The 19500-nt window shown below is 56.6% G+C and carries 14 protein-coding genes; 8 read left to right on the top strand and 6 right to left on the bottom strand.

Going from position 1 to position 19500, the window contains the following annotated elements; translation table 11 throughout:
- The first annotated feature begins 112 nt into the window (after positions 1–112).
- A complete protein-coding gene (locus AC1UKS_RS20405; protein WP_482435045.1) occupies positions 113–1762 on the top strand; it encodes a Na+/H+ antiporter in 1650 nt (549 codons plus the stop codon).
- Between the two features lie 474 nt (positions 1763–2236).
- Here AC1UKS_RS20405 and AC1UKS_RS20400 read toward each other — a convergent pair whose 3' ends face one another.
- Entirely contained in the window at positions 2237–3154 is a 918-nt protein-coding gene (locus AC1UKS_RS20400; RefSeq protein ID WP_265911576.1) for a LysR family transcriptional regulator, read from the bottom strand.
- 101 nt (positions 3155–3255) lie between these two features.
- On the opposite strand from AC1UKS_RS20400, the gene AC1UKS_RS20395 reads away from it, so the two are divergent.
- The 3 genes from AC1UKS_RS20395 to AC1UKS_RS20385 all read left to right on the top strand — a co-directional run bounded on the left by AC1UKS_RS20395 (position 3256) and on the right by AC1UKS_RS20385 (position 5066).
- The gene (locus AC1UKS_RS20395; protein ID WP_134823251.1) at positions 3256–3684 is read left to right on the top strand and encodes a CidA/LrgA family protein; all 429 of its coding nucleotides are present in this window, start codon (positions 3256–3258) and stop codon (positions 3682–3684) included.
- Entirely contained in the window at positions 3677–4375 is a 699-nt protein-coding gene (locus AC1UKS_RS20390; RefSeq protein WP_265911573.1) for an LrgB family protein, read from the top strand. Before AC1UKS_RS20395 ends, AC1UKS_RS20390 begins: the two co-directional genes overlap by 8 nt.
- Positions 4376–4520: 145 nt before the next feature.
- A complete protein-coding gene (locus tag AC1UKS_RS20385; protein WP_013200399.1) occupies positions 4521–5066 on the top strand; it encodes a YfaZ family outer membrane protein in 546 nt (181 codons plus the stop codon).
- A gap of 41 nt (positions 5067–5107) precedes the next feature.
- On the opposite strand, the gene AC1UKS_RS20380 is transcribed toward AC1UKS_RS20385, so the two are convergent.
- From AC1UKS_RS20380 to acs, 3 genes are all read right to left on the bottom strand, one after another.
- Positions 5108–6766 (bottom strand): cation acetate symporter, encoded by a 1659-nt coding sequence (locus AC1UKS_RS20380; RefSeq protein WP_013200400.1) that lies wholly within the window; start codon positions 6764–6766, stop codon positions 5108–5110.
- Positions 6763–7074 (bottom strand): DUF485 domain-containing protein, encoded by a 312-nt coding sequence (locus tag AC1UKS_RS20375; RefSeq protein WP_013200401.1) that lies wholly within the window; start codon positions 7072–7074, stop codon positions 6763–6765. The genes AC1UKS_RS20380 and AC1UKS_RS20375 overlap by 4 nt, the downstream gene beginning before the upstream one ends.
- 136 nt (positions 7075–7210) lie before the next feature.
- On the bottom strand, positions 7211–9166 hold the full coding sequence (gene acs, locus AC1UKS_RS20370) for an acetate--CoA ligase (protein ID WP_482435044.1): 1956 nt from the start codon (positions 9164–9166) through the stop codon (positions 7211–7213).
- Between the two features lie 532 nt (positions 9167–9698).
- On the opposite strand from acs, the gene gltP reads away from it, so the two are divergent.
- The 3 genes from gltP (at position 9699) to AC1UKS_RS20355 (ending at position 13529) form a co-directional block, all read left to right on the top strand.
- Entirely contained in the window at positions 9699–11000 is a 1302-nt protein-coding gene (gltP, locus tag AC1UKS_RS20365) for a glutamate/aspartate:proton symporter GltP (RefSeq protein ID WP_482435043.1), read from the top strand.
- Between the two features lie 365 nt (positions 11001–11365).
- On the top strand, positions 11366–12910 hold the full coding sequence (locus tag AC1UKS_RS20360) for a methyl-accepting chemotaxis protein (protein WP_482435042.1): 1545 nt from the start codon (positions 11366–11368) through the stop codon (positions 12908–12910).
- A 55-nt stretch (positions 12911–12965) separates the two neighbouring features.
- Positions 12966–13529 carry an AraC family transcriptional regulator gene (locus AC1UKS_RS20355; RefSeq protein ID WP_482435041.1) on the top strand — a complete coding sequence of 188 codons (564 nt, stop codon included), beginning with the start codon at positions 12966–12968 and terminating at the stop codon, positions 13527–13529.
- On the opposite strand, the gene AC1UKS_RS20350 is transcribed toward AC1UKS_RS20355, so the two are convergent.
- Complete coding sequence (locus tag AC1UKS_RS20350; RefSeq protein WP_482435040.1) at positions 13502–15058, bottom strand: 2-isopropylmalate synthase; 1557 nt, start codon at positions 15056–15058, stop codon at positions 13502–13504. The two genes, AC1UKS_RS20355 and AC1UKS_RS20350, sit on opposite strands and share 28 nt — an antisense overlap.
- Before the next feature lie 686 nt (positions 15059–15744).
- Here AC1UKS_RS20350 and AC1UKS_RS20345 point away from each other — a divergent pair.
- The gene (locus AC1UKS_RS20345) at positions 15745–17397 is read left to right on the top strand and encodes a dihydroxyacetone kinase subunit DhaK (protein ID WP_482435039.1); all 1653 of its coding nucleotides are present in this window, start codon (positions 15745–15747) and stop codon (positions 17395–17397) included.
- Positions 17398–18252: 855 nt separating this feature from the next.
- Here AC1UKS_RS20345 and sbmA read toward each other — a convergent pair.
- Positions 18253–19482 carry a peptide antibiotic transporter SbmA gene (gene sbmA / locus AC1UKS_RS20340; protein ID WP_265909802.1) on the bottom strand — a complete coding sequence of 410 codons (1230 nt, stop codon included), beginning with the start codon at positions 19480–19482 and terminating at the stop codon, positions 18253–18255.
- Positions 19483–19500 lie beyond the last annotated feature (18 nt).

The raw sequence follows: 19500 nt of genomic DNA, 5'->3' as shown, positions 1-19500 counted from the left end.
CGATAGCGCACTTCCTGTTTTTAAACCCACCGCATTTTTGTTTTACTATTCTCTCAGGTCGATCGTTCCGACTGGCATTTGTGTATTTCGCAGGAAGACAGATAAGGACAACATGGAAATCTTCTTTACCATCCTCATTTTGACGCTGATGGTGTCGCTCTCAGGCGTCGCTGCCCGCATCATTCCGTTTCAAATCCCACTGCCGCTGGTGCAGATCGCCATGGGTGCCTTGCTCGCCTGGCCGACGTTTGGTTTGCACGTCGACTTCGATCCCGAGCTGTTCCTGGTGCTGTTTATCCCGCCGCTGCTGTTTGCCGACGGCTGGAAAACCCCGACCAGTGAGTTTCTGAACCACGGCCGCGAAATTATCGGGCTGGCGCTGGTGCTGGTGTTGATCACCGTGGTCGGGATTGGCTATCTGATTTACTGGCTGGTGCCGGGCATTCCTTTGCTGGCGGCCTTTGCGCTGGCGGCGGTGCTGTCACCGACCGATGCCGTGGCGTTGTCCGGCATTGTCGGGGAAGGGCGCATCCCGAAGAAAATCATGGCGATTTTGCAGGGCGAGGCGTTGATGAACGATGCCTCTGGCCTGGTGTCGCTGAAGTTTGCCGTCGCGGTCGCGATGGGCACCATGGTGTTTACCGTCTCAGGGGCCACCATCGAGTTCCTCAAGGTAGCGATTGGCGGGCTGTTAGCCGGTATCGCCATCTGCTGGCTGTACGGTAAATCGCTGCGTCTGCTCAGCCGCTGGAGCGGTGATGACCCGGCGACGCAAACCGTGCTGCTGTTGCTGCTGCCGTTTGCCTCTTACCTGATCGCCGAACATATCGGCGTGTCCGGGATCCTGGCGGCGGTGGCGGCGGGGATGACCATTTCCCGTTCCGGCATTATCCGCCAGGCCCCGCTGGCGATGCGTCTGCGTGCTAACAGCGTCTGGCAGATGCTGGAATTCGTGTTTAACGGCATGGTGTTCCTGATGTTGGGCCTGCAGCTGCCGGACATCCTCACCAACTCGATGAATCTGGCTGAAGCCGATCCTAACGTCGATTTCTGGATGCTGGCGCTGTCGGTGGTGCTGATTTACGCCGCGCTGATGATTGTGCGTTTTAGCTGGTTGTGGGCGATGCAGCAGATCAGCAAGCGCCTGCTGAAGAAGAAGCCGATGGAGTTCACCAGTTACTCGACGCGTGAGCTGCTGATTGCCTCGTTTGCCGGTGTGCGCGGAGCGATCACCCTGGCCGGTGTGCTGTCGATTCCGCTGTTCCTGACCAATGGCGACGCCTTCCCGGCACGTTACGAGCTGGTGTTTCTGGCGACGGGCGTGATCCTGTTCTCGCTGCTGGTGGGCGTGATTCTGCTGCCGCTGCTGCTGCGCGGCATCGAAGGGATGGATAAAACCGCCCATCGTCATGAAGTGCAGATGGCGCGGGCAGTAATGGCCGGCACAGCGATTGAAAGCCTGCATAAGATGGAAGAGCGTCTGGCCGCCGATACCGAAGAGAACATCGATCCCGAGCTGGTGAAAGAGGTCAGTTCGCGCGTGACCGGCAACCTGCGCCGCCGCGTTGACGGCAAAGAGGATTTGGAGCGTGCGCTATACGCCGAGAATCTGGAGCGCCGCTTCCGTCTGACGGCTCTGCGCGCCGAGCGAGGCGAGCTGTATCACCTGCGCGCCACGCAGAAAATCAGTAACGAAACCATGCAGAAGTTGCTGCACGATCTCGACCTGCTGGAAACGCTGCTGATCGATAAAGAAGAGTAACAGGGATAGATAGCGCAGATAGTCTGGATGACTTTCGCCTGGTAGCGTGAGTTGTCTGGATGTCCGGGGGCTGGGGTTAGAGCGGGCTTTCGCTGTTAGTGCGCAGGTCGCCTGGATGTCCGGGTGACTTGCTCAGGGAGAGAGGGGTGAACGCAAAGACGCCGTAAACCCATCCTTGGGGGCTCAGCGGCGACATCCCTGTCGCCGATGCTTTGCTTTTCCCCCCTCTCTCCCTTCCCCTCAAGCTTCAGCGTTGAATGGTCGATTGTGGACACACACGTCAAACCCATTTTTTTTGACCTGTGTGTCCACCGGCCTAATCCAAAACGTCAGTGTTAGTGGGCGGCGGCATAGAGCACGTTAGCCGGGTGTCTGCGGCAGGGATGCCGCAGCCAAGCCTCCAGGGATGGATTTACGGCGTCCCGGAAAACGTGCTCTATGCTGACGCCTTACCCCCGAAGCTGGTTTTGCCTTTTACTCTTTCATTCCCCCAACCGACAGCGTCGGGGCCTCCCCCGGCCAGAACTCACGACAACAGGCAATCCACGCCTGCGCGCTTTTCGACAGATAGCTGCCTTCCCGCCAGATTAACCCCAGCTTCCACACCAAATCCGACTCTAACGGTAGCCACAGCAGATGCTTCTTATCCAGACGCTGACAAATCGGCTCCGGCAGGATCGCCACGCCCATGCCCGCCTGCACCATCGCCGCCAGGAAATCCCACTGGCCGCTGCGCACCGCGATTTGTGGCGCAAAACCGCTGTTTTGAAACGCCTTCATTAACTGCCGGTTTAACGAAAACTCCTCGTTATAAATCAGAATCGGATGCCCGGCTAACTCCGCAATCGGAATATGCGTGCGCCGCAACCATTCGCTGGTGCGCGGCACCAATACGCATAATGGATGACTCATCAACGGCAGCGAATTGAGCGGCAAATCATCGGCCACCGGCAATGCGGTCAACGCGATATCCAGCGTGCCGGATAACACCGCCTGCTGCACGGTGAGGCCGCCAAATTCGGAAATTTTCAGCTCAACGCCGGGATAACGGTGACGGAAGGCCGAAATCGAACCGGCAATCTGCATCCCGACCATCGGCGGGATCCCCAGCCTCAGCTCGCCGGTTTTTAAATCATTGATATCGGTGATTTCCGCTTCCAGCTGCTTAAACTCCTGCAGGATGGTCAGCCCGCGCTGATAAACCGCCTGCCCGGTATCGGTCAGATGCAGCTTGCGGCCTTCGCGGATCAGCAACGTGCAGCCCAACTCATCTTCCAGCTGACGCAGCATCTTGCTGATGGTCGGCTGGGTGACAAACAGCTGCTCCGCCGCGCGGGTAAAGCTTTGCTGGCGGACCACTTCGACAAAATAACGCAGGGCTCGGACGTCCATAAACATTCCTGAATGGCATAGTTTGAATAATATTAAGTCATTTTTTTCACTCTTTGTTACCGATTTATACTACCCACTCGCAATCTCGGGGAGAGGTCATTATGGCGTTAGCATTACATCCGCAAAGAACGGGCTGGCTGCAACGTGTTCAGGTGCCATTACAGGTGGCGCTGTATATCGGATTCTTTTTAGTGGCTGAGCAACTGGTGGACTGGCTCCACCTGCCGCTGCCGGCCAATATCGTCGGCATGCTGTTGTTGCTGGCGCTGATTATGCTGCGCGTGCTGCCGCTGGACTGGGTTAAAGCCGGATCCCGCTGGCTACTGGCAGAAATGCTGCTGTTCTTTGTGCCGGCGGTGGTGGCGGTGGTCAACTACTCGCAACTGCTGCGCGTCGAAGGCTGGCGCATCATGCTGGTGATCGGCATCAGTACGCTGCTGGTGCTGGCAACGACCGCGCTGGTGGTCGATCGCGTTTATCGCTTCGAAATCTGGCTGGCGGAACGCAAACAGGCCCGCAACCATGAATGATCTGCTGGTCAGCGTACTCTGTCTGATCGCCACGCTGGCGATCTACTTCCTCAACAAACGGCTGTATCGCCGCTGGCATAAGCTGCTGATGATGCCGCTGGTGATGACGCCGATGGTGCTGGTGGCGCTGCTGGTGATCACCCATATCTCCTGGCAGAACTATATCGGCGAAAGCCACTGGCTGCTGTGGCTGCTCGGGCCGGCGACGCTGGCCTTTGCGGTGCCGGTGTATGAAAATCTGGCGATCATCCGCCGCCACTGGATGTCGCTGAGCGCCGGGGTGATCACCGCCACCTCGGTTGCCGTGTTTAGCTCGGTGTGGCTGGCGCGCATGTTAACGCTGCCGGAAGCCATCCAGCGCAGCCTGGCGGTGCGCTCGATCACCACGCCTTTTGCGCTGGCCGCCGCGAAACAGCTCGGCGGACAGCCGGATCTGGTGGCGCTGTTTGTGGTGATCACCGGGGTGTTTGGCATGGCGGTGGGCGACGTGCTGTTTATCCGTCTGGCGGTGAAACAGGGCATGGCGAAAGGGGCCGGATTTGGCGCAGCGTCGCACGGTGCCGGCACCGCCCGCGCCTATGAGATCGGCCAGGAAGAGGGCGTGGTATCAAGCCTGGTGATGATGCTGTCTGGCGTAGTGACGGTGATTATCGCCCCGGCAATTGGCCATTTACTGTGGGCAACGGTCTGACAGACACATCCTGTTACTGCTGTTTTGTAATGTTAACTAAATTCTGCGTTCTGTCAGTGATGTCTCATAGGAATACGCTGGCAGTTGGTTTACTCTGCGAGGCCGCCCGTACAGGGTGTGAGTAAATTCATCAGGAGAATAAAAAATGAAAGCAGTGGCAACTACCGCAGGCGCACTGGCGCTTCTGGCGCTGGCAGGATCCGCGCAGGCAATTGATGGCGGCGTTGACGTCGGTCGTGATTACACCAACCTGCACCTGGGTCTGGGCACCGATTCCCCAGGATTTGCGCTTTCAGGTGACTGGCTGCGTAGCGATCATGATGGCAACGTTGAGAGCCTGGGTCTGGGTTATAACGTCGCGATTGGCGATGTGTTCCTGTCGCCTGGCGCGAAAGTGATGTCGACCAACCCAACTGACAGCAAAGATGGCTATGCCGTTGCCGTCGGTGCTGGCGTGAAGGTGCCGGTCACCCACATGTTCAACGTATTTGGTGAGTACTACTACTCACCGGACGCGTTCTCCAGCCATATCGACAACTACCAGGAAGCGTCTGGCGGCGTGAGCTTCCAGCCAATCTCGCTGGTTGACGTGCGCGTGGGCTATAAGTACATGACCATGAACGGCAAAGACGGTCGTAAAGACAACGTCATTGCTGATGGTCCTTATGTCGGTGCGTCAGTTCACTTCTGATGCGCAAGGGCGGATCGTTCGATCCGCCCCTCAACCCTCGCTTAGTGTGATTTCCCGCCTTCAATCCCGACACCCGTCTGTGAACGCACAAACTGTGCCTGGAAGCGCTTACGCTCCTCTGCGCCCGATGCCGAACTGTCGGTGATCGAGAACAGCCAGGTGCCGATAAAGGCCGCTAACATCGAGAACAGCGCCGGATACTCATACGGGAAGATCGCTTTGGCATTGCCCAGCACCTGAACCCAGATTGTCGGGCCCAGCACCATCAGCATTACCGCCGTAATCAGCCCCAGCCAGCCGCCAATCATCGCGCCACGCGTGGTCAGCTTCGACCAGTACATCGACAACAGGATAATCGGGAAGTTACAGCTCGCCGCGATAGAGAACGCCAGCCCGACCATAAAGGCGATGTTCTGCTTCTCGAACATAATCCCCAGCGCGATGGCGACAAAGCCCAGCAGCACCACGGTTATTTTCGACACCCGCAGCTCCTGCAGCTCGGTGGCCTGGCCTTTGCGGAACACGCTGGCATACAGATCGTGAGAAACCGCAGAAGCGCCCGCCAGGGTCAGACCGGCGACCACCGCCAGAATGGTGGCGAAGGCCACGGCAGAGATAAAGCCGAGGAACAGACTGCCGCCGACCGCATCAGCCAGATGTACCGCCGCCATATTATTGCCGCCGATCAGGACGCCGCTGGCGTCCTTAAACGCCGGATTCGCGCCGACCAGCAGGATCGCACCAAAGCCGATAATAAAGGTCAGGAAGTAGAAATAGCCCATAAAGCCGGTGGCATAGAACACGCTTTTGCGCGCTTCACGGGCATCGCTGACGGTGAAGAAACGCATCAAAATATGCGGCAGGCCAGCGGTACCAAACATCAGTCCCAGCCCCAACGACAGTGCGGAGATGGGGTCGTGAACCAGCCCGCCAGGACGCATAATTTCAACGCCTTTCGGGTGCACCGCCATCGCCTGGGTAAACAGGTTATTGAAGCTGAAGCCGACGGTCTTCATCACCATAAACGCCATAAATGACGCGCCGAACAGCAGCAGCACGGCTTTGATGATCTGCACCCAGGTGGTGGCCAGCATGCCGCCGAACAACACATACATCACCATCAAAATCCCGACCAGCACCACCGCGACATGATAATCCAGGCCGAACAGCAGCTGGATCAGCTTGCCTGCGCCCACCATTTGCGCAATCAGATACAGCGCCACCACCACCAGTGAACCACAGGCGGACAGCGTGCGGATCGGCATCTGTTTCAGACGATAGGACGCCACGTCAGCGAAGGTATAGCGCCCCAGGTTACGCAGACGCTCGGCAATCAGGAACAGGATGATCGGCCAGCCGACCAGGAATCCCAGCGAATAGATCAGCCCGTCATACCCGGAGGTATAAACCAGCGCGGAAATACCCAAAAATGACGCGGCAGACATAAAGTCACCGGCCATCGCCAGACCGTTCTGGAAGCCGGTAATATTGCCGCCGGCGGTATAATAATCGCTGCGCGAGCGGGTACGTTTCGACGCCCAGTAGGTAATTCCCAGCGTAAAGGCGACAAAAATCAGGAACATCACGATCGCTTCATAATTGGTGGGCTGCTTTTGCACCGCACCGGTGATCGCGTCCGCCGCCAGGGCAGAGAACGGCAGCAGCGCCGCCAGACAGAGCAATAAACGAGGGCGCTTCATCCTTTCACCTCTTTCAGCAGTTCACGGGTTAAGCGGTCGAATTCACCGTTGGCGCGCCAGACGTAGACGCCGGTCAGCAGAAAAGAGATCACGATCAGGCCAATACCAATCGGAATACCACGGGTCACGTTGGTACCGGCATGCAGAGGCGCGCCCAGCCAGCCAGGCGCAAAGGCAATTAACAGAATAAAACCGACGTACAGGATGAGCATGATGACGGAGAGCAGAGTGGCAAAGGCCTGGCGTTTTCTCACCAGTTCTTTAAAGCGTGCACTCTTTTCTATCCGTTGATAAATAAGTTCATTCATCACAGAGTCTCCAGAGGTATAAGTACAGGGTTTATTTTTTTAAAAAGGGTAATGGTCAGTGAAAGGAATAATGGGCAGCGTTATTAACGACTTTTTATTACGCTGCCCATCAATAAATGAAATCTATTAACCGGACTTAAGGCATCTTAATAGACTGTTTCTCTTCGAGAAGCTTTTCTACCACGCCAGGATCGGCGAGGGTTGAGGTATCGCCAAGATTGCTGGTATCGCCGGAAGCAATTTTGCGCAGAATACGGCGCATAATTTTACCCGAGCGGGTTTTTGGCAATGAATCCGTCCAGTGCAAGACGTCCGGGGTGGCAATTGGGCCAATCTCTTTACGCACCCAGTTACGCACTTCGGCATACAATTCCGCTGAAGGTTCTTCGCCACTGTTCAGGGTGATATAAGCATAAATCGCCTGGCCTTTAATGCTGTGCTGAATACCGACCACCGCCGCTTCGGCAATTTTCGGATGCGACACCAGCGCCGACTCAATCTCTGCCGTACCCAGACGGTGGCCTGAGACGTTCAGCACGTCATCCACGCGGCCGGTGATCCAGTAGTAGCCATCTTCATCGCGACGGGCACCGTCTCCGCTGAAGTACATGTTCTTAAAGGTGGAGAAGTAGGTCTGCTCAAAGCGATCGTGATCGCCGTACAGCGTGCGCGCCTGGCCCGGCCAGGAGTCAACAATCACCAGATTGCCTTCGCCCGCGCCTTCCTGCGGATTGCCTTCGTTGTCCACCAGTGCCGGCTGCACGCCGAAGAACGGCTTGGTGGCGGAACCGGCTTTCAGCTCGGTGGCACCCGGCAGCGGGGTGATCATAAAGCCGCCGGTTTCGGTCTGCCACCAGGTATCGACGATCGGGCAACGGCCGTCGCCAATCTTGTTGTAATACCATTCCCAGGCTTCCGGGTTAATCGGCTCGCCGACCGAACCCATAATGCGCAGGCTGCTGCGATCGGTACCTGCAATCGCCTTGTCGCCTTCGGCCATCAGGGCGCGAATGGCGGTCGGCGCGGTGTACAGCAGGGTGACCTTATGCTTATCGACCACTTCGGCCATCCGGCTGGGTTTCGGCCAGTTTGGCACCCCTTCAAACATCAGCGTGGTGGCACCACAGGCTAACGGGCCATACAGCAGATAGCTGTGCCCGGTGATCCAGCCAACGTCAGCGGTACACCAGTAGACGTCATCCGGATGATAATCAAAGACATATTTGAAGGTGGTCGCCGCATACACCAGATAGCCACCGGTGGTGTGCAGCACGCCTTTCGGTTTGGCGGTGGAGCCGGAGGTATAGAGGATAAACAGCGGGTCTTCCGCGTTCATCTCTTCGGGCTGATGGTGGGCGCTGGCTTTGTTGACCAGCTCGTGCCACCAGAGATCGCGACCATTTTCCCAGGCCACCTCTTTGCCGGTGCGGCGGAACACCACCACGTTGGCGATCGATGTCACCCCAGGATTGGCCAGCGCATCGTCGACATTTTTCTTTAGCGGGATTGAACGGCCGGCGCGCACGCCTTCATCGGCGGTGACCACCAGCCGGGCGTTGGAGTCGATAATTCGGCCGGCAACGGCTTCCGGTGAGAAGCCGCCAAAAATGACCGAATGCACTGCGCCAATGCGGGCGCAGGCGAGCATGGCAACGGCCGCTTCAGGCACCATTGGCATATAAATAGCCACCACATCGCCGCGCTTCACGCCGAGTTCCAGCAGCACGTTGGCAAAGCGACAGACTTCCCGGTGTAACTCGCGGAAGGTCAGGGTTTTGCTTTCACTGGCATCATCGCCTTCCCAGATAATCGCCGGATGGTCACCGCGGCTGTGCAGATGGCGATCGAGACAGTTGGCCGCCAGGTTCAGCGTGCCGTCTTCAAACCAACGAATATCGATATTGCCCGGCGCGAACGAGGTGTTCTTCACCGCGGTATAGGGTTTGATCCAGTCGAGAATTTTACCTTCCTGGCCCCAAAAAGCATCGGGGTCCTGCACGGACTGCTGGTACATGGACTCATACTGCTGGGCATTAATCAGGGTGTTTTCCGCAATATTGGCGGGAACAGGATGTCGGTGTTGTTGGCTCATGGCTATTCTCCTTGAAGATGTTAATGATATGTCAATCAAAGGTTAATTGAAGCGAGCCGGGGAGTTTTGTTTGCTTTTTGCGCCACAGATCACGTCATAACAACAGGTAATGAAAAGCGCGAAAACGGCCGCCCGAGACGCGAAATTTGCCTTTATTTCCGTCGGTCACAACGCCGACGCGGGCCGCTGGGTTGAGTAAAAAGTAGACAACCGAACCGCAGGGCTATTTCAGGTCACAGCACGATAATGCATAGATATGCTTTATCAGTAACAAATATTGCCAAGTATAACAATGGCTTAGTTTGTGTGGGGCTGTTTCAGAGCTTTATCCTGTCCGCAGGCCATAAAGTAGCCACATCTCGCCGAGGGTTGCAATTTACCCAGTGAAAATGGTACTTATCACGCGCCTGAAATTCAGGTTTCAACCATCCATTATCCGCGAATTAGCCGACTTCGGCCTACTCCCCTTGAGAGTGATTCATTCCGCCAACTGCGCGCGGAGACCGGGTTTTGTTAAGGAAAAAGACAAGTTATGAAAGTAAAATTCAGCCTTGCCTGGCAAATAGTGACGGCGTTAGTACTGGGGATCATCGTCGGCGCTATATTGCATAATCAGCCATCCGAACGTGAATGGTTAATCACCAACATTCTCAGCCCGGCCGGTGACATCTTTATTCACCTGATCAAAATGATTGTCGTGCCGATCGTCATCTCTACGCTGATTGTCGGTATTGCCGGCGTCGGTGATGCAAAAAAACTCGGACGCATTGGCGTGAAAACCATCGTCTATTTCGAAGTGATTACCACCATTGCCATCGTGGTAGGGATTACCCTGGCGAATGTGTTTAAACCTGGCTACGGCATTGATATGTCGACGCTGGCAACGGTGGACATCTCTAAATATGAAGCGACCACGGCACAGGTGCAGAGCGGGGCGCACAGCCTGGTCAACACCATCCTGTCGTTGATCCCGCAGAATATTTTTGCCGCGATCGCCAAGGGCGACATGCTGCCGATCATCTTCTTCTCGGTGCTGTTCGGGCTGGGGCTCTCCTCGCTACCGTCTGAACACCGCGACCCGCTGTTGAAGGTGTTCCGCTCGACCTCGGAAGCGATGTTTAAGGTCACGCACATGATCATGCGTTATGCGCCGATTGGCGTGTTTGCGCTGATCTCGGTGACCATCGCTAACTTTGGTTTCGCCTCCCTGTGGCCGCTGGCGAAGCTGGTGATCCTGGTGTACGCCGCCATCCTGTTCTTCGCCTTTGTGGTGCTGGGCGCGGTGGCCCGACTCTGTGGCCTGCGGATTACCACGCTGATGCGCATCCTGAAAGATGAGCTGATCCTGGCCTACTCCACTTCCAGTTCCGAAACCGTGCTGCCGCGCATCATGGAGAAGATGGAAGCCTACGGCGCGCCAAAATCCATCACCAGTTTTGTGGTGCCGACCGGCTACTCGTTTAACCTCGATGGCTCGACGTTATACCAGAGCATTGCGGCGATCTTTATCGCCCAGCTGTACGGCATTGACCTGTCGATTGGTCAGGAAATCTTGCTGGTCCTGACGCTGATGGTGACCTCGAAGGGCATTGCTGGCGTACCGGGCGTCTCTTTTGTGGTGCTGTTGGCCACGCTGGGTAGCGTCGGTATCCCACTGGAAGGACTGGCCTTTATCGCCGGTGTTGACCGTATCATGGATATGGCGCGTACCGCACTGAACGTGGTCGGTAATGCGCTGGCGGTGCTGGTTATTGCCAAGTGGGAGAACCAGTTTGATGCTAAACAGGCGGTTGCCTACGAGACTAAAATGAAGACCTTAGCCTCGACATCTTGATTTAACGCTGGTGCTGGCGGCAGGCTTTCCTGCTGCCAGCCTTTGCAGCATCTTATATCGGCAGTCAGGTACGAATAAAAGCTGGGCGATCTCAGCCCTTTCTATCCCTTCTCCTAAGATATATCTGCAATACACTAAAACCCGCCTTAATAATAATGGCTTAGCAATTTAAGGGGCATTGCCAGCCCTGGAACCGGTTCAAATTGCACTAATCACGCAGCGGAAGGGCTTTGTCTGCTTTTTGGCCTGGATCGCAAAAGTTAGGTTAAGTCACTAAAGTTCACTGATTTCCCGCCGAAACTATAAAAAAAGATAACTCTTCTGCCTAACCCCAATCCTGGCGACAGCCTCAAGGATGTTGATTCATGCGTACAAATTTGCCCGTAACACAGCAGGAATATGTGTTTGACGATCGTGCCACTCTGATGACCACCACCGACATCAGCAGCCACATCACCTATGCCAACGATGCGTTTATTGAGGCCAGCGGATTTTCGCCGGAAGAGATCGTCGGCCAGCCGCACAATATGGTGCGCCATCCGGATATGCCGCCTGAAGCCTTTGCCGATATGTGGGCGACCCTCAAGCAGGGCGAACCCTGGACCGGGCTGGTGAAGAACCGCCGTAAAAATGGCGATCATTATTGGGTGCGGGCCAACGCCATTCCGGTCGTCCGGGACGGCAAAGTGCAGGGATTTATGTCGGTTCGCACCAAACCCGGCAAGCAGGAAGTGCGCGAAACCGAAAAGCTTTACCGCGCGTTCCGCGAAGGGAAACGTAAAGGCTGGCGCTTCCATAAAGGGCTGCTGGTGCGAACCGGCTTGCTGAGCTGGACCACGCTGTTTAAAACTCTGTCTCTGCGCTGGCGCATCCGCAGCGCGATGATCGCCTTGCTGCCGTTGGCGCTGCTGGGTGTCTGGCTGCTGGGCTTGCCGGGCCGGTCGCTGGCGATCTTTGCCGCCGTCATGGCGGTGCTGTTAATGCTGGCGTCGGCCTGGCTGGAGCAGCAGATTTCCCGCCCGATCGAGCGGATGTGCCAGCAGGCGCTGAAGGTGGCGACCGGGGCCAGCCACAAGGTGGATGAAACCGATCGGGTTGATGACGTCGGCATGACGCTGCGGGCGGTCGGTCAGCTGGGGCTGATGTTCCGCTGGCTGGTGGATGACGTCAGCGGCCAGGCGATTAACGTGCTGAGTGCCAGCGATGCCATCGCCCACGGCAACAACGAACTGAGCCGCCGCACCGAGCAGGCCGCCGCCAACGTGCAGCAAACCGCCGCCACCATGAACGAGATGACCGCGACGGTGCAGAGCAATACCGAAACCGCCCGTCAGGTGAACACGCTGTCGAAAAGCACCAGCGATGTGGCCACCAAAGGCGGCAAGGCGATGAACGAGATGGTGACGATGATGGCCGAAATCGACGAGAGTTCAAAGAAAATCGCCAGCATTACCAGCGTGATCGACGGCATTGCCTTCCAGACCAATATTCTGGCGCTGAACGCCGCGGTGGAAGCCGCACGCGCCGGCGAGCAGGGTAAAGGCTTTGCGGTGGTGGCGGGCGAAGTGCGCAGCCTGGCGCAACGCAGCGCGGTCGCCGCCAGTGAGATTAAGAATCTGGTGGAAAACAGCGCCACCAAGGTGCGGTTGGGCAGCGATCACGTCAACGATGCCGGTAAAACCATGGAAAACATCGTCAGCCAGGTCCAGAACGTCACCTCACTGATTGCGCAGATCAGCGCGGCGACCTCCGAGCAGGCCACCGCGCTCAGCGAAGTCAGCCTGGCGGTGGAAGACCTGGATAACATCACCCATCAAAACGCTGCGCGGGTGGAAGAGGGCGCTCAGGCCTCCGGCCGCATGACGCGTCAGGCAACACGCCTGGTGGAAGCGATCAGCGTCTTCCGCTAACGGTCGGTCCGGTGGCGTGATACGTTTCTGTCACAGCCCGCCGCCGGTAACCGTCATGTCGACCACCTTTATCCCCGAATTTTCCACCCGTCCACTGATCCCCTTTGCCCATGATTATCAGCATGGCGACCGCGAGCGGATGCATCACCACGACTGCGCACAGCTGATCCACAGCCTGACCGGCGTGGTCAGGGTCGAAACCGCCGCCGGACACTGGATTGTGCCGCCGGGGCGCGGCGTCTGGATGCCCGCCGGCGTGCGGCATGCGTTGCAGATCACCGGCCAGGTGGCGGCGAGAACGCTGTTTATCGACCCGCTCGCCCGCGCGGATTTGCCGGTCAGCTGTCAGGTGGTGCAGGTTTCGCCGTTGCTGAGAGAGTTGATCGTCAGCTCGCTGTCGCTGCCGCGCCGTTTTTATCAGGAAACCGGCTTGCAGTTCAGTGACTGGGTGCGCCGCGCCAGGCTGATGGAAGCCCTGACGCGGCTGGCGGCGGGTGATTCGGTGCTGCGCGTGGCGCTGGATATGGGTTACGAAAGCCACAGTGCCTTCAGCGCGATGTTCCGGCGGATTATGGGCGTGGCGCCCAGCGACTATTTCCCGGCCAAAGACGTCCAGTGAGCGAAGGCGTTGAGCAGCGCCTGCAGAGAAGCTCTGGCCACGTCACCATCGATGCCCACACCCCAGCTGCTCTGGCCGTCCGGCAGGATGCAGCGCAGATAGGTCACCGAGCGGCTGTCACTGTGTTGCCCCAGCGTATGCTCGTGGTAATCCTGGATCGACAGCGTGACGTTATAGGTCTTGCTCAATGCCGCCACGGCCGCCGACAGCAGGCCCTTTCCGCGACCGTCCAGTTTCTGGCGTTTTTCGCCCTGCCACAGTTCGCCCTGTAACAGCAGTTCGCCGCCTTCGCCCTGGCTGCGGTAATCCTGCAGTTGCAGCGCGCGAGGCAGGAACAGCCCGTGGTTTTGCTCAATCATCCAGGCAGCACCGCTTTTCCCCGACTGGCTGTTGACGCGGATCACCGCTTCATAGCTGCAGCCGATATCCGCCGGATCGATGGGCAGATACGGCACTTCCCACTGCGCGTCCGGCGTCTGCCGACGGGCGCTGAAGCCTTTTTTAATCGCATCCTGATGCGATCCGGAAAAAGCGGTAAACACCAGTTCACCGGCATACGGATGGCGGGGATGCACCGGCAGCTGGTTGCACTGCTCGACGGTTTCCACCACCTGTTTAATCTGGCTGAAATCGAGACCCGGTGGGATGCCCTGGCTATAGAGGTTCAGCGCCAGCGTCACCAGATCGACATTGCCGGTGCGTTCGCCGTTGCCAAACAGGCAGCCTTCAACGCGGTCGGCCCCGGCCAGCATCGCCAGCTCGGCACAGGCAATGCCGGTGCCACGGTCGTTATGCGGATGCACGCTGATGCACACCTGCGATCGCGCCGAAAAATGGCGGCAGAAGTGCTCAATCTGATCGGCATAAACGTTCGGCGTATTCACTTCCACCGTGGCCGGTAAGTTGACGATCATCGGGCGTTCGGCACAGGGTTGCCAGACGGCGGCGACGGCTTCACAAATCTCCAACGCAAAGTCACTTTCGGTGAAGCAGAAGGTTTCCGGCGAGTATTCAAACGTCCACCGGGTGGTCGGGTTCTCTTCGCAGCGCTGGCGAATTTGTCGGGTGGCGTTGACCGCCAGCGCGACGATCTCTTCCCGGCTTTGGCGGAACACCAGCTTACGGAACACCGGTGCGGTGGCGTTATACAGATGCAAAGTGGCGCGGTGTGCGCCTTCAAGGGCGGCAACGGTGCGGTCGATCAAGTCACTGCGGGCCTGAGTCAGCACCTGAATGGTGACGTTTTCGGGGATATGATCCCCTTCGATCAGCTCACGGACAAAGGCAAAGTCCGTCTGTGACGCCGAGGGGAACGCCACTTCAATTTCGGTGAAACCGCACTGCAGCAGCAGGTTCCAGAACAGCATTTTGCGCTGGCTGTCCATCGGCTCGGCCAGCGCCTGATTACCGTCGTGGAGATCGGTGGATAACCAGCGTGGTGGCCGGGTTAAGATCTTGCCCGGCCACTGACGGTCGGGCAGTGCCAGCACCGGGGAAGTGCGGTATTTTTCTGTGGGGGATAACAGCATGATGAGTCTCCTGAAAGGGAGAAGCATCATGACCGCAGGTCGCGGCAGAGACTGGCGGAAAGCTGACAATCAGTGTGGAAAAAGTGACAAATGAAAAAAAAGCAGACCTTGCGGTCTGCCTTCTGAACGCCCTGGAATTGGCGTGTTGAACCCAAGGGATTTGCTGTCAGCGGTATTAATTGTTGGTTATATAAAATTCCGCTGGCTTATTTTTTATAGGAAAACAATCTCTGCCACAAGCTGTTCCTGGAAATCCGCCATATTTTTAAGCTATTTCGCAAGAAATTGCAGCAAGCTTTACGGTGATATGTGACAAAAACAACACTCTCCTGATCTTTTTCAGAATGTGAAACATTTTCTTTTGGCTGTGCGTAATCATAAAACTGCTCTATATCAATCGGTTGTAATTGATATTGAAAAAAACTAACTGATTGTAACAGCATGTATCAGGTTTTTTGAAACGTCAGTAGAACATTATTCTGCTGAGGGAGTTATACAAAGAATTAATAATTAGTGGAGTCAGTAATAACTATTTTGGTATTGCCGCCAGGTTTTCTGGAAATTGGCTTTATTACTGCAACCCGTTACTGACTCATTTTGCCCAATCACAAAAAATAATTCAGCTACAGTTAGACACTTAGCTCGTTTTCCCCTTCATCATTCACATCATCAGAGAGAGTAGCGTCATGAGTCAGTTTTTTATGAATCAGAAGAGCGGCCTGGTCAATGAAGCCATCGAAGGTGCCCTGATTAGCAGTGGTTTCCACAATATCAGTCAGCTGGACGTGGGGCCGGATATCCGGGTGGTGGTGCGGAATGACTGGGATAAGTCGCGCGTGGCGTTGATTTCCGGCGGGGGTTCCGGTCATGAGCCGGCTCACGTCGGTTTTGTCGGCAAAGGGATGCTGACCGCAGCCGTTTGCGGCGATATTTTTGCCTCACCCAGCGTTGACGCAGTGTTAAGCGCCATTGTTAACGTAACCGGTAATAAAGGCTGTTTGCTGATCGTCAAAAACTACACCGGCGATCGGCTCAATTTTGGTCTGGCGGCGGAGAAGGCGAAGAAGCTGGGCTTCAAGGTCGATTTGGTGATGGTGACCGATGATATCGCCTTGCCGGATAACCCGCAGCCGCGCGGCATTGCGGGAACGGCGTTGGTGCATAAGGTGGCGGGTTATGCGGCAGAGCATGGCAAATCCTTAAAAGACGTGACGGCGCTGGCGAATAAAGCGATTGCGGCCACGGCGAGTATTGGGCTGGCATTTTCCACCTGCCATGTGCCTGGTGAGAAGCGTGATGATCGGGTCAAGGAAGGGCAGAGCGAGTTGGGCATGGGCATTCATGGCGAACCGGGCGCATCGACGCTGAAGACGCAGAACAGCGAGGAGATCGTCAGCGTGTTGGTGGAGAAGCTGGCGAAGCACAATCCGGATGGTAAGAAGGTGGCGTTGTTAGTGAACAATCTTGGCGGTTTTTCGGCGCTGGAGATGGCGGTGTTAACCCGCGAGGTGTTGAAAACGGATCTGGGGAAAACGGTTAAGCAGTTGGTCGGTCCGGCAACGTTGGTCAGTGCGTTGGATATGAAGGGCTTTTCCCTTTCGACACTGGTATTGACGCCCTCGTTGGAGGAAGCGTTGTTGGCGCCAGTGGAAGCCAGCGGCTGGCAGTCGGCGGTGAAGGTGAAGGCGCCGAAGGTGATCAAGGGTAAAAAAGTCGCGTCGCAGCAGAAGGTGAAACCTTCGGAGAATGCCAGCGTTGCAGCGGTGGTGAAGGCCATTTCCAGCACGTTGATTGACCTAGAGAGTGAGCTGAATCAGCTGGATGCGAAGGTCGGTGATGGTGACACCGGTTCAACTTTTGCGGCCGGCGCGGGCAAGGTGTTGAAGGACTTGAAGGCGAAGGCATTGCCATTAGACGATCTGTCCAGTCTGCTGACCTATGTCGGTGAGCAGTTGGCGGTGGTGATGGGGGGCTCCAGCGGGGTATTGATGTCGATTATGTTTACCGCCGCAGGACAAAAGCTGGAAGAGGGCGAGCCGTTAGCGAAGGCGCTGAGTTGGGGACTGGACAGAATGCAGCATTACGGCGGCGCGCAGCCGGGTCATCGCACGATGATCGATGCGTTGCATCCGGCCTTTGCAGCGTTGGTTGCCGGTAAGGATTTGAAGAAGGTGGCTGCCGCGGCGAAGAAGGGCGCGGACAGCACCGCGAAGATGAGTTCAGCCAAAGCCGGGCGTTCATCGTATTTGAACAAGGACAGTCTGAACGGGGTGAAAGACCCAGGCGCTTATGCCGTCGAGCAGGTGTTTGCGACGTTGGCTAAGGGCGGTAAGGCTTAAGGGGTTTAGGGGTAGGTCAAGGACTTGCGGGCTTGAGGTCAAAATCGGCTTTAGTGGTACGGCGTCAGCATAGAGCGCGGTATCCGGGACGCCGTAAATCCTTCCCTGGAGGCTTGGCTGCCGCATCCCTGCGGCAGACACCCGGCTACCGCGCTCCATGCCGCCACCCACTAGCTTTTGAGTTTTGGGTTGAGCTGGTGGTCACACAGGTCAAAGGCTGCTGCTGAGTGGGTTTTGAAGTGTGTTGCCCCATAAGATCAGGCAACACCGAAGCTTTGGGGAAGGGAGAGAGGGGTGATAAGCAAAGCATCGGCGACAGGGATGTCGCCGCTGAGCCCCCAGGGATGGGTTCACGGCGTCTTTGCGTTCACCCCTCTCTCCCTGACCTTGCCACCGAAACATCCAGACGACGTCCAAAACGCAAAATCTGTCCCACATCCCTGCGGTAGGCACCTGACTATCGCGCTTTGTGCCGTCACCCTAAAGCTTCTGAGTTGTTGGTGGTATTGGGGCCGCACAGGTCAAAATCGGCTTTAGTGGTACGGCGTCAGCATAGAGCGCGGTATCCGGGACGCCGTAAATCCTTCCCTGGAGGCTTGGCTGCCGCTTCCCTGCGGCAGACACCCGGCTACCGCGCTCCATGCCGACACCCATTAGCTTTTGAGTTTTGGGTTGGGCTGGTGGTCACACAGGTCAAAGGCTGCTGCTGAGTGGGTTTTGAAGTGTGTTGCCCGATAAGATCAGGCGACACCCCTCTCTCCCTGACCTTGCCACCGAAACATCCAGACGACTTCCAAAATGCCAAATCTGTCCCGCATCCCTGCGGCAGACACCTGGCTATCGCGCACTGTGGAATTACTCGACGGTGACGTCCTGAGGGTCGGGCAGATTATCCAGCGTGCGCTCGAAGCTGCGCAGACGTTTATAGATTGATAACAGCTCGACCAATGTGGTCCAGGAGTTAATCAGATACTGGAATGAACCGCGAACCTGATCGAAAACGTTGGTGATCTGCGTCAGCAACCCGAGGGTGATGGCACCGGTGATGATCGACGGGAACAGGACAAACAGACTGAATACCGCATCAAGCTGCAGATACAGAATGCGTGCAATATTGAAGTACAGATAGTGGAAGTACAGGCGGAAGTAGTTGCGACGCACGTTGGAGAACAGCTCGCGCACGGTCGGTGGACGGGCGCGGTGCGGATCGTCTTCGCCGTACACCAGCTCTTTACGGTACGCGGCTTCAACCCGCTGATTCCTGAACTCCAGACCCGGCAGCTTAATCCCGATAACCGCCAACAGCCCGGTTCCCAGTACGGACCACAGCAGCGCGGCAATCACCAGCGAATAGGGAATGCTGCCGAGAATCGGGATGGTTTTGACGTGGACCGACAGCGCAACCAGCACCGGTAAGAAGGCAATCAGCAGCATGATCGAATTGATAAAGCTGGTGCCCATATCTTCCAGCGTGGAAGAGAAGCGCATGGTGTCTTCCTGCACACGCTGAGCCGCACCCTCAATACCCCGCAGTTCCGGCCAGTGATCCATATAGTAATTGTTCATCGCCGTGCGCCAGCGGAAGATGTAATGGCTGACAAAGAACATATTCAGCACGCCGACCACCACTGCAATCATCGCAATACTTAAAAATCCCTGAAGCTGTAGGTAAAATGCTTCGATCTTGATGGTATTAGGGTGCGACATCGCCTTTTGAATTAAATCATAGAAAGGCTCGTACCAGGCATTCACCGCCACGCTGACCTGCACCGAAAACCAGGTGGCGAAGATAATCAGCGCCGAACCCAGAATCGACCATCGCTGCCACGGATGCGGACTGACGATGGCCCAGAAGGCATAAAATATCGCTACCACCAGCAGATAGTAGAGATAAAAAGCCAGTGCGCTGGGGGCGATAAAGCGCAGTGCGTTATTTGGTAACGGTTCCTGCGCGTTGCCTGCTAAGGCCGAAAAGTGAGTCATCCAGGTACTGGCACCCGCAAACCACAACAGAATGGCCAGGGCACTCCAGAGCACGACACTTCCAAAAAACAGCCCCGGTCGGGGAAAAAATGATTTGAACATAATGACTCCAAATAATGT

It is taken from the genome of Erwinia sp. AK-PDG3-5 (assembly GCF_056821705.1).
Note: the sequence above shows the minus strand (reverse complement) of the source record. Positions and strands in the feature narration are given on the sequence as shown.

Coding starts and splice junctions, on each gene's coding strand:
- acs (WP_482435044.1), bottom strand. CDS start 9,166: ATGAGCCAACAACACCGACATCCTGTTCCCGCCAATATTGCGGAAAAC.
- AC1UKS_RS20345 (WP_482435039.1), top strand. CDS start 15,745: ATGAGTCAGTTTTTTATGAATCAGAAGAGCGGCCTGGTCAATGAAGCC.
- AC1UKS_RS20395 (WP_134823251.1), top strand. CDS start 3,256: ATGGCGTTAGCATTACATCCGCAAAGAACGGGCTGGCTGCAACGTGTT.
- gltP (WP_482435043.1), top strand. CDS start 9,699: ATGAAAGTAAAATTCAGCCTTGCCTGGCAAATAGTGACGGCGTTAGTA.
- AC1UKS_RS20360 (WP_482435042.1), top strand. CDS start 11,366: ATGCGTACAAATTTGCCCGTAACACAGCAGGAATATGTGTTTGACGAT.
- AC1UKS_RS20375 (WP_013200401.1), bottom strand. CDS start 7,074: ATGAATGAACTTATTTATCAACGGATAGAAAAGAGTGCACGCTTTAAA.
- AC1UKS_RS20405 (WP_482435045.1), top strand. CDS start 113: ATGGAAATCTTCTTTACCATCCTCATTTTGACGCTGATGGTGTCGCTC.
- sbmA (WP_265909802.1), bottom strand. CDS start 19,482: ATGTTCAAATCATTTTTTCCCCGACCGGGGCTGTTTTTTGGAAGTGTC.
- AC1UKS_RS20350 (WP_482435040.1), bottom strand. CDS start 15,058: ATGCTGTTATCCCCCACAGAAAAATACCGCACTTCCCCGGTGCTGGCA.
- AC1UKS_RS20380 (WP_013200400.1), bottom strand. CDS start 6,766: ATGAAGCGCCCTCGTTTATTGCTCTGTCTGGCGGCGCTGCTGCCGTTC.
- AC1UKS_RS20355 (WP_482435041.1), top strand. CDS start 12,966: ATGTCGACCACCTTTATCCCCGAATTTTCCACCCGTCCACTGATCCCC.
- AC1UKS_RS20390 (WP_265911573.1), top strand. CDS start 3,677: ATGAATGATCTGCTGGTCAGCGTACTCTGTCTGATCGCCACGCTGGCG.
- AC1UKS_RS20385 (WP_013200399.1), top strand. CDS start 4,521: ATGAAAGCAGTGGCAACTACCGCAGGCGCACTGGCGCTTCTGGCGCTG.
- AC1UKS_RS20400 (WP_265911576.1), bottom strand. CDS start 3,154: ATGGACGTCCGAGCCCTGCGTTATTTTGTCGAAGTGGTCCGCCAGCAA.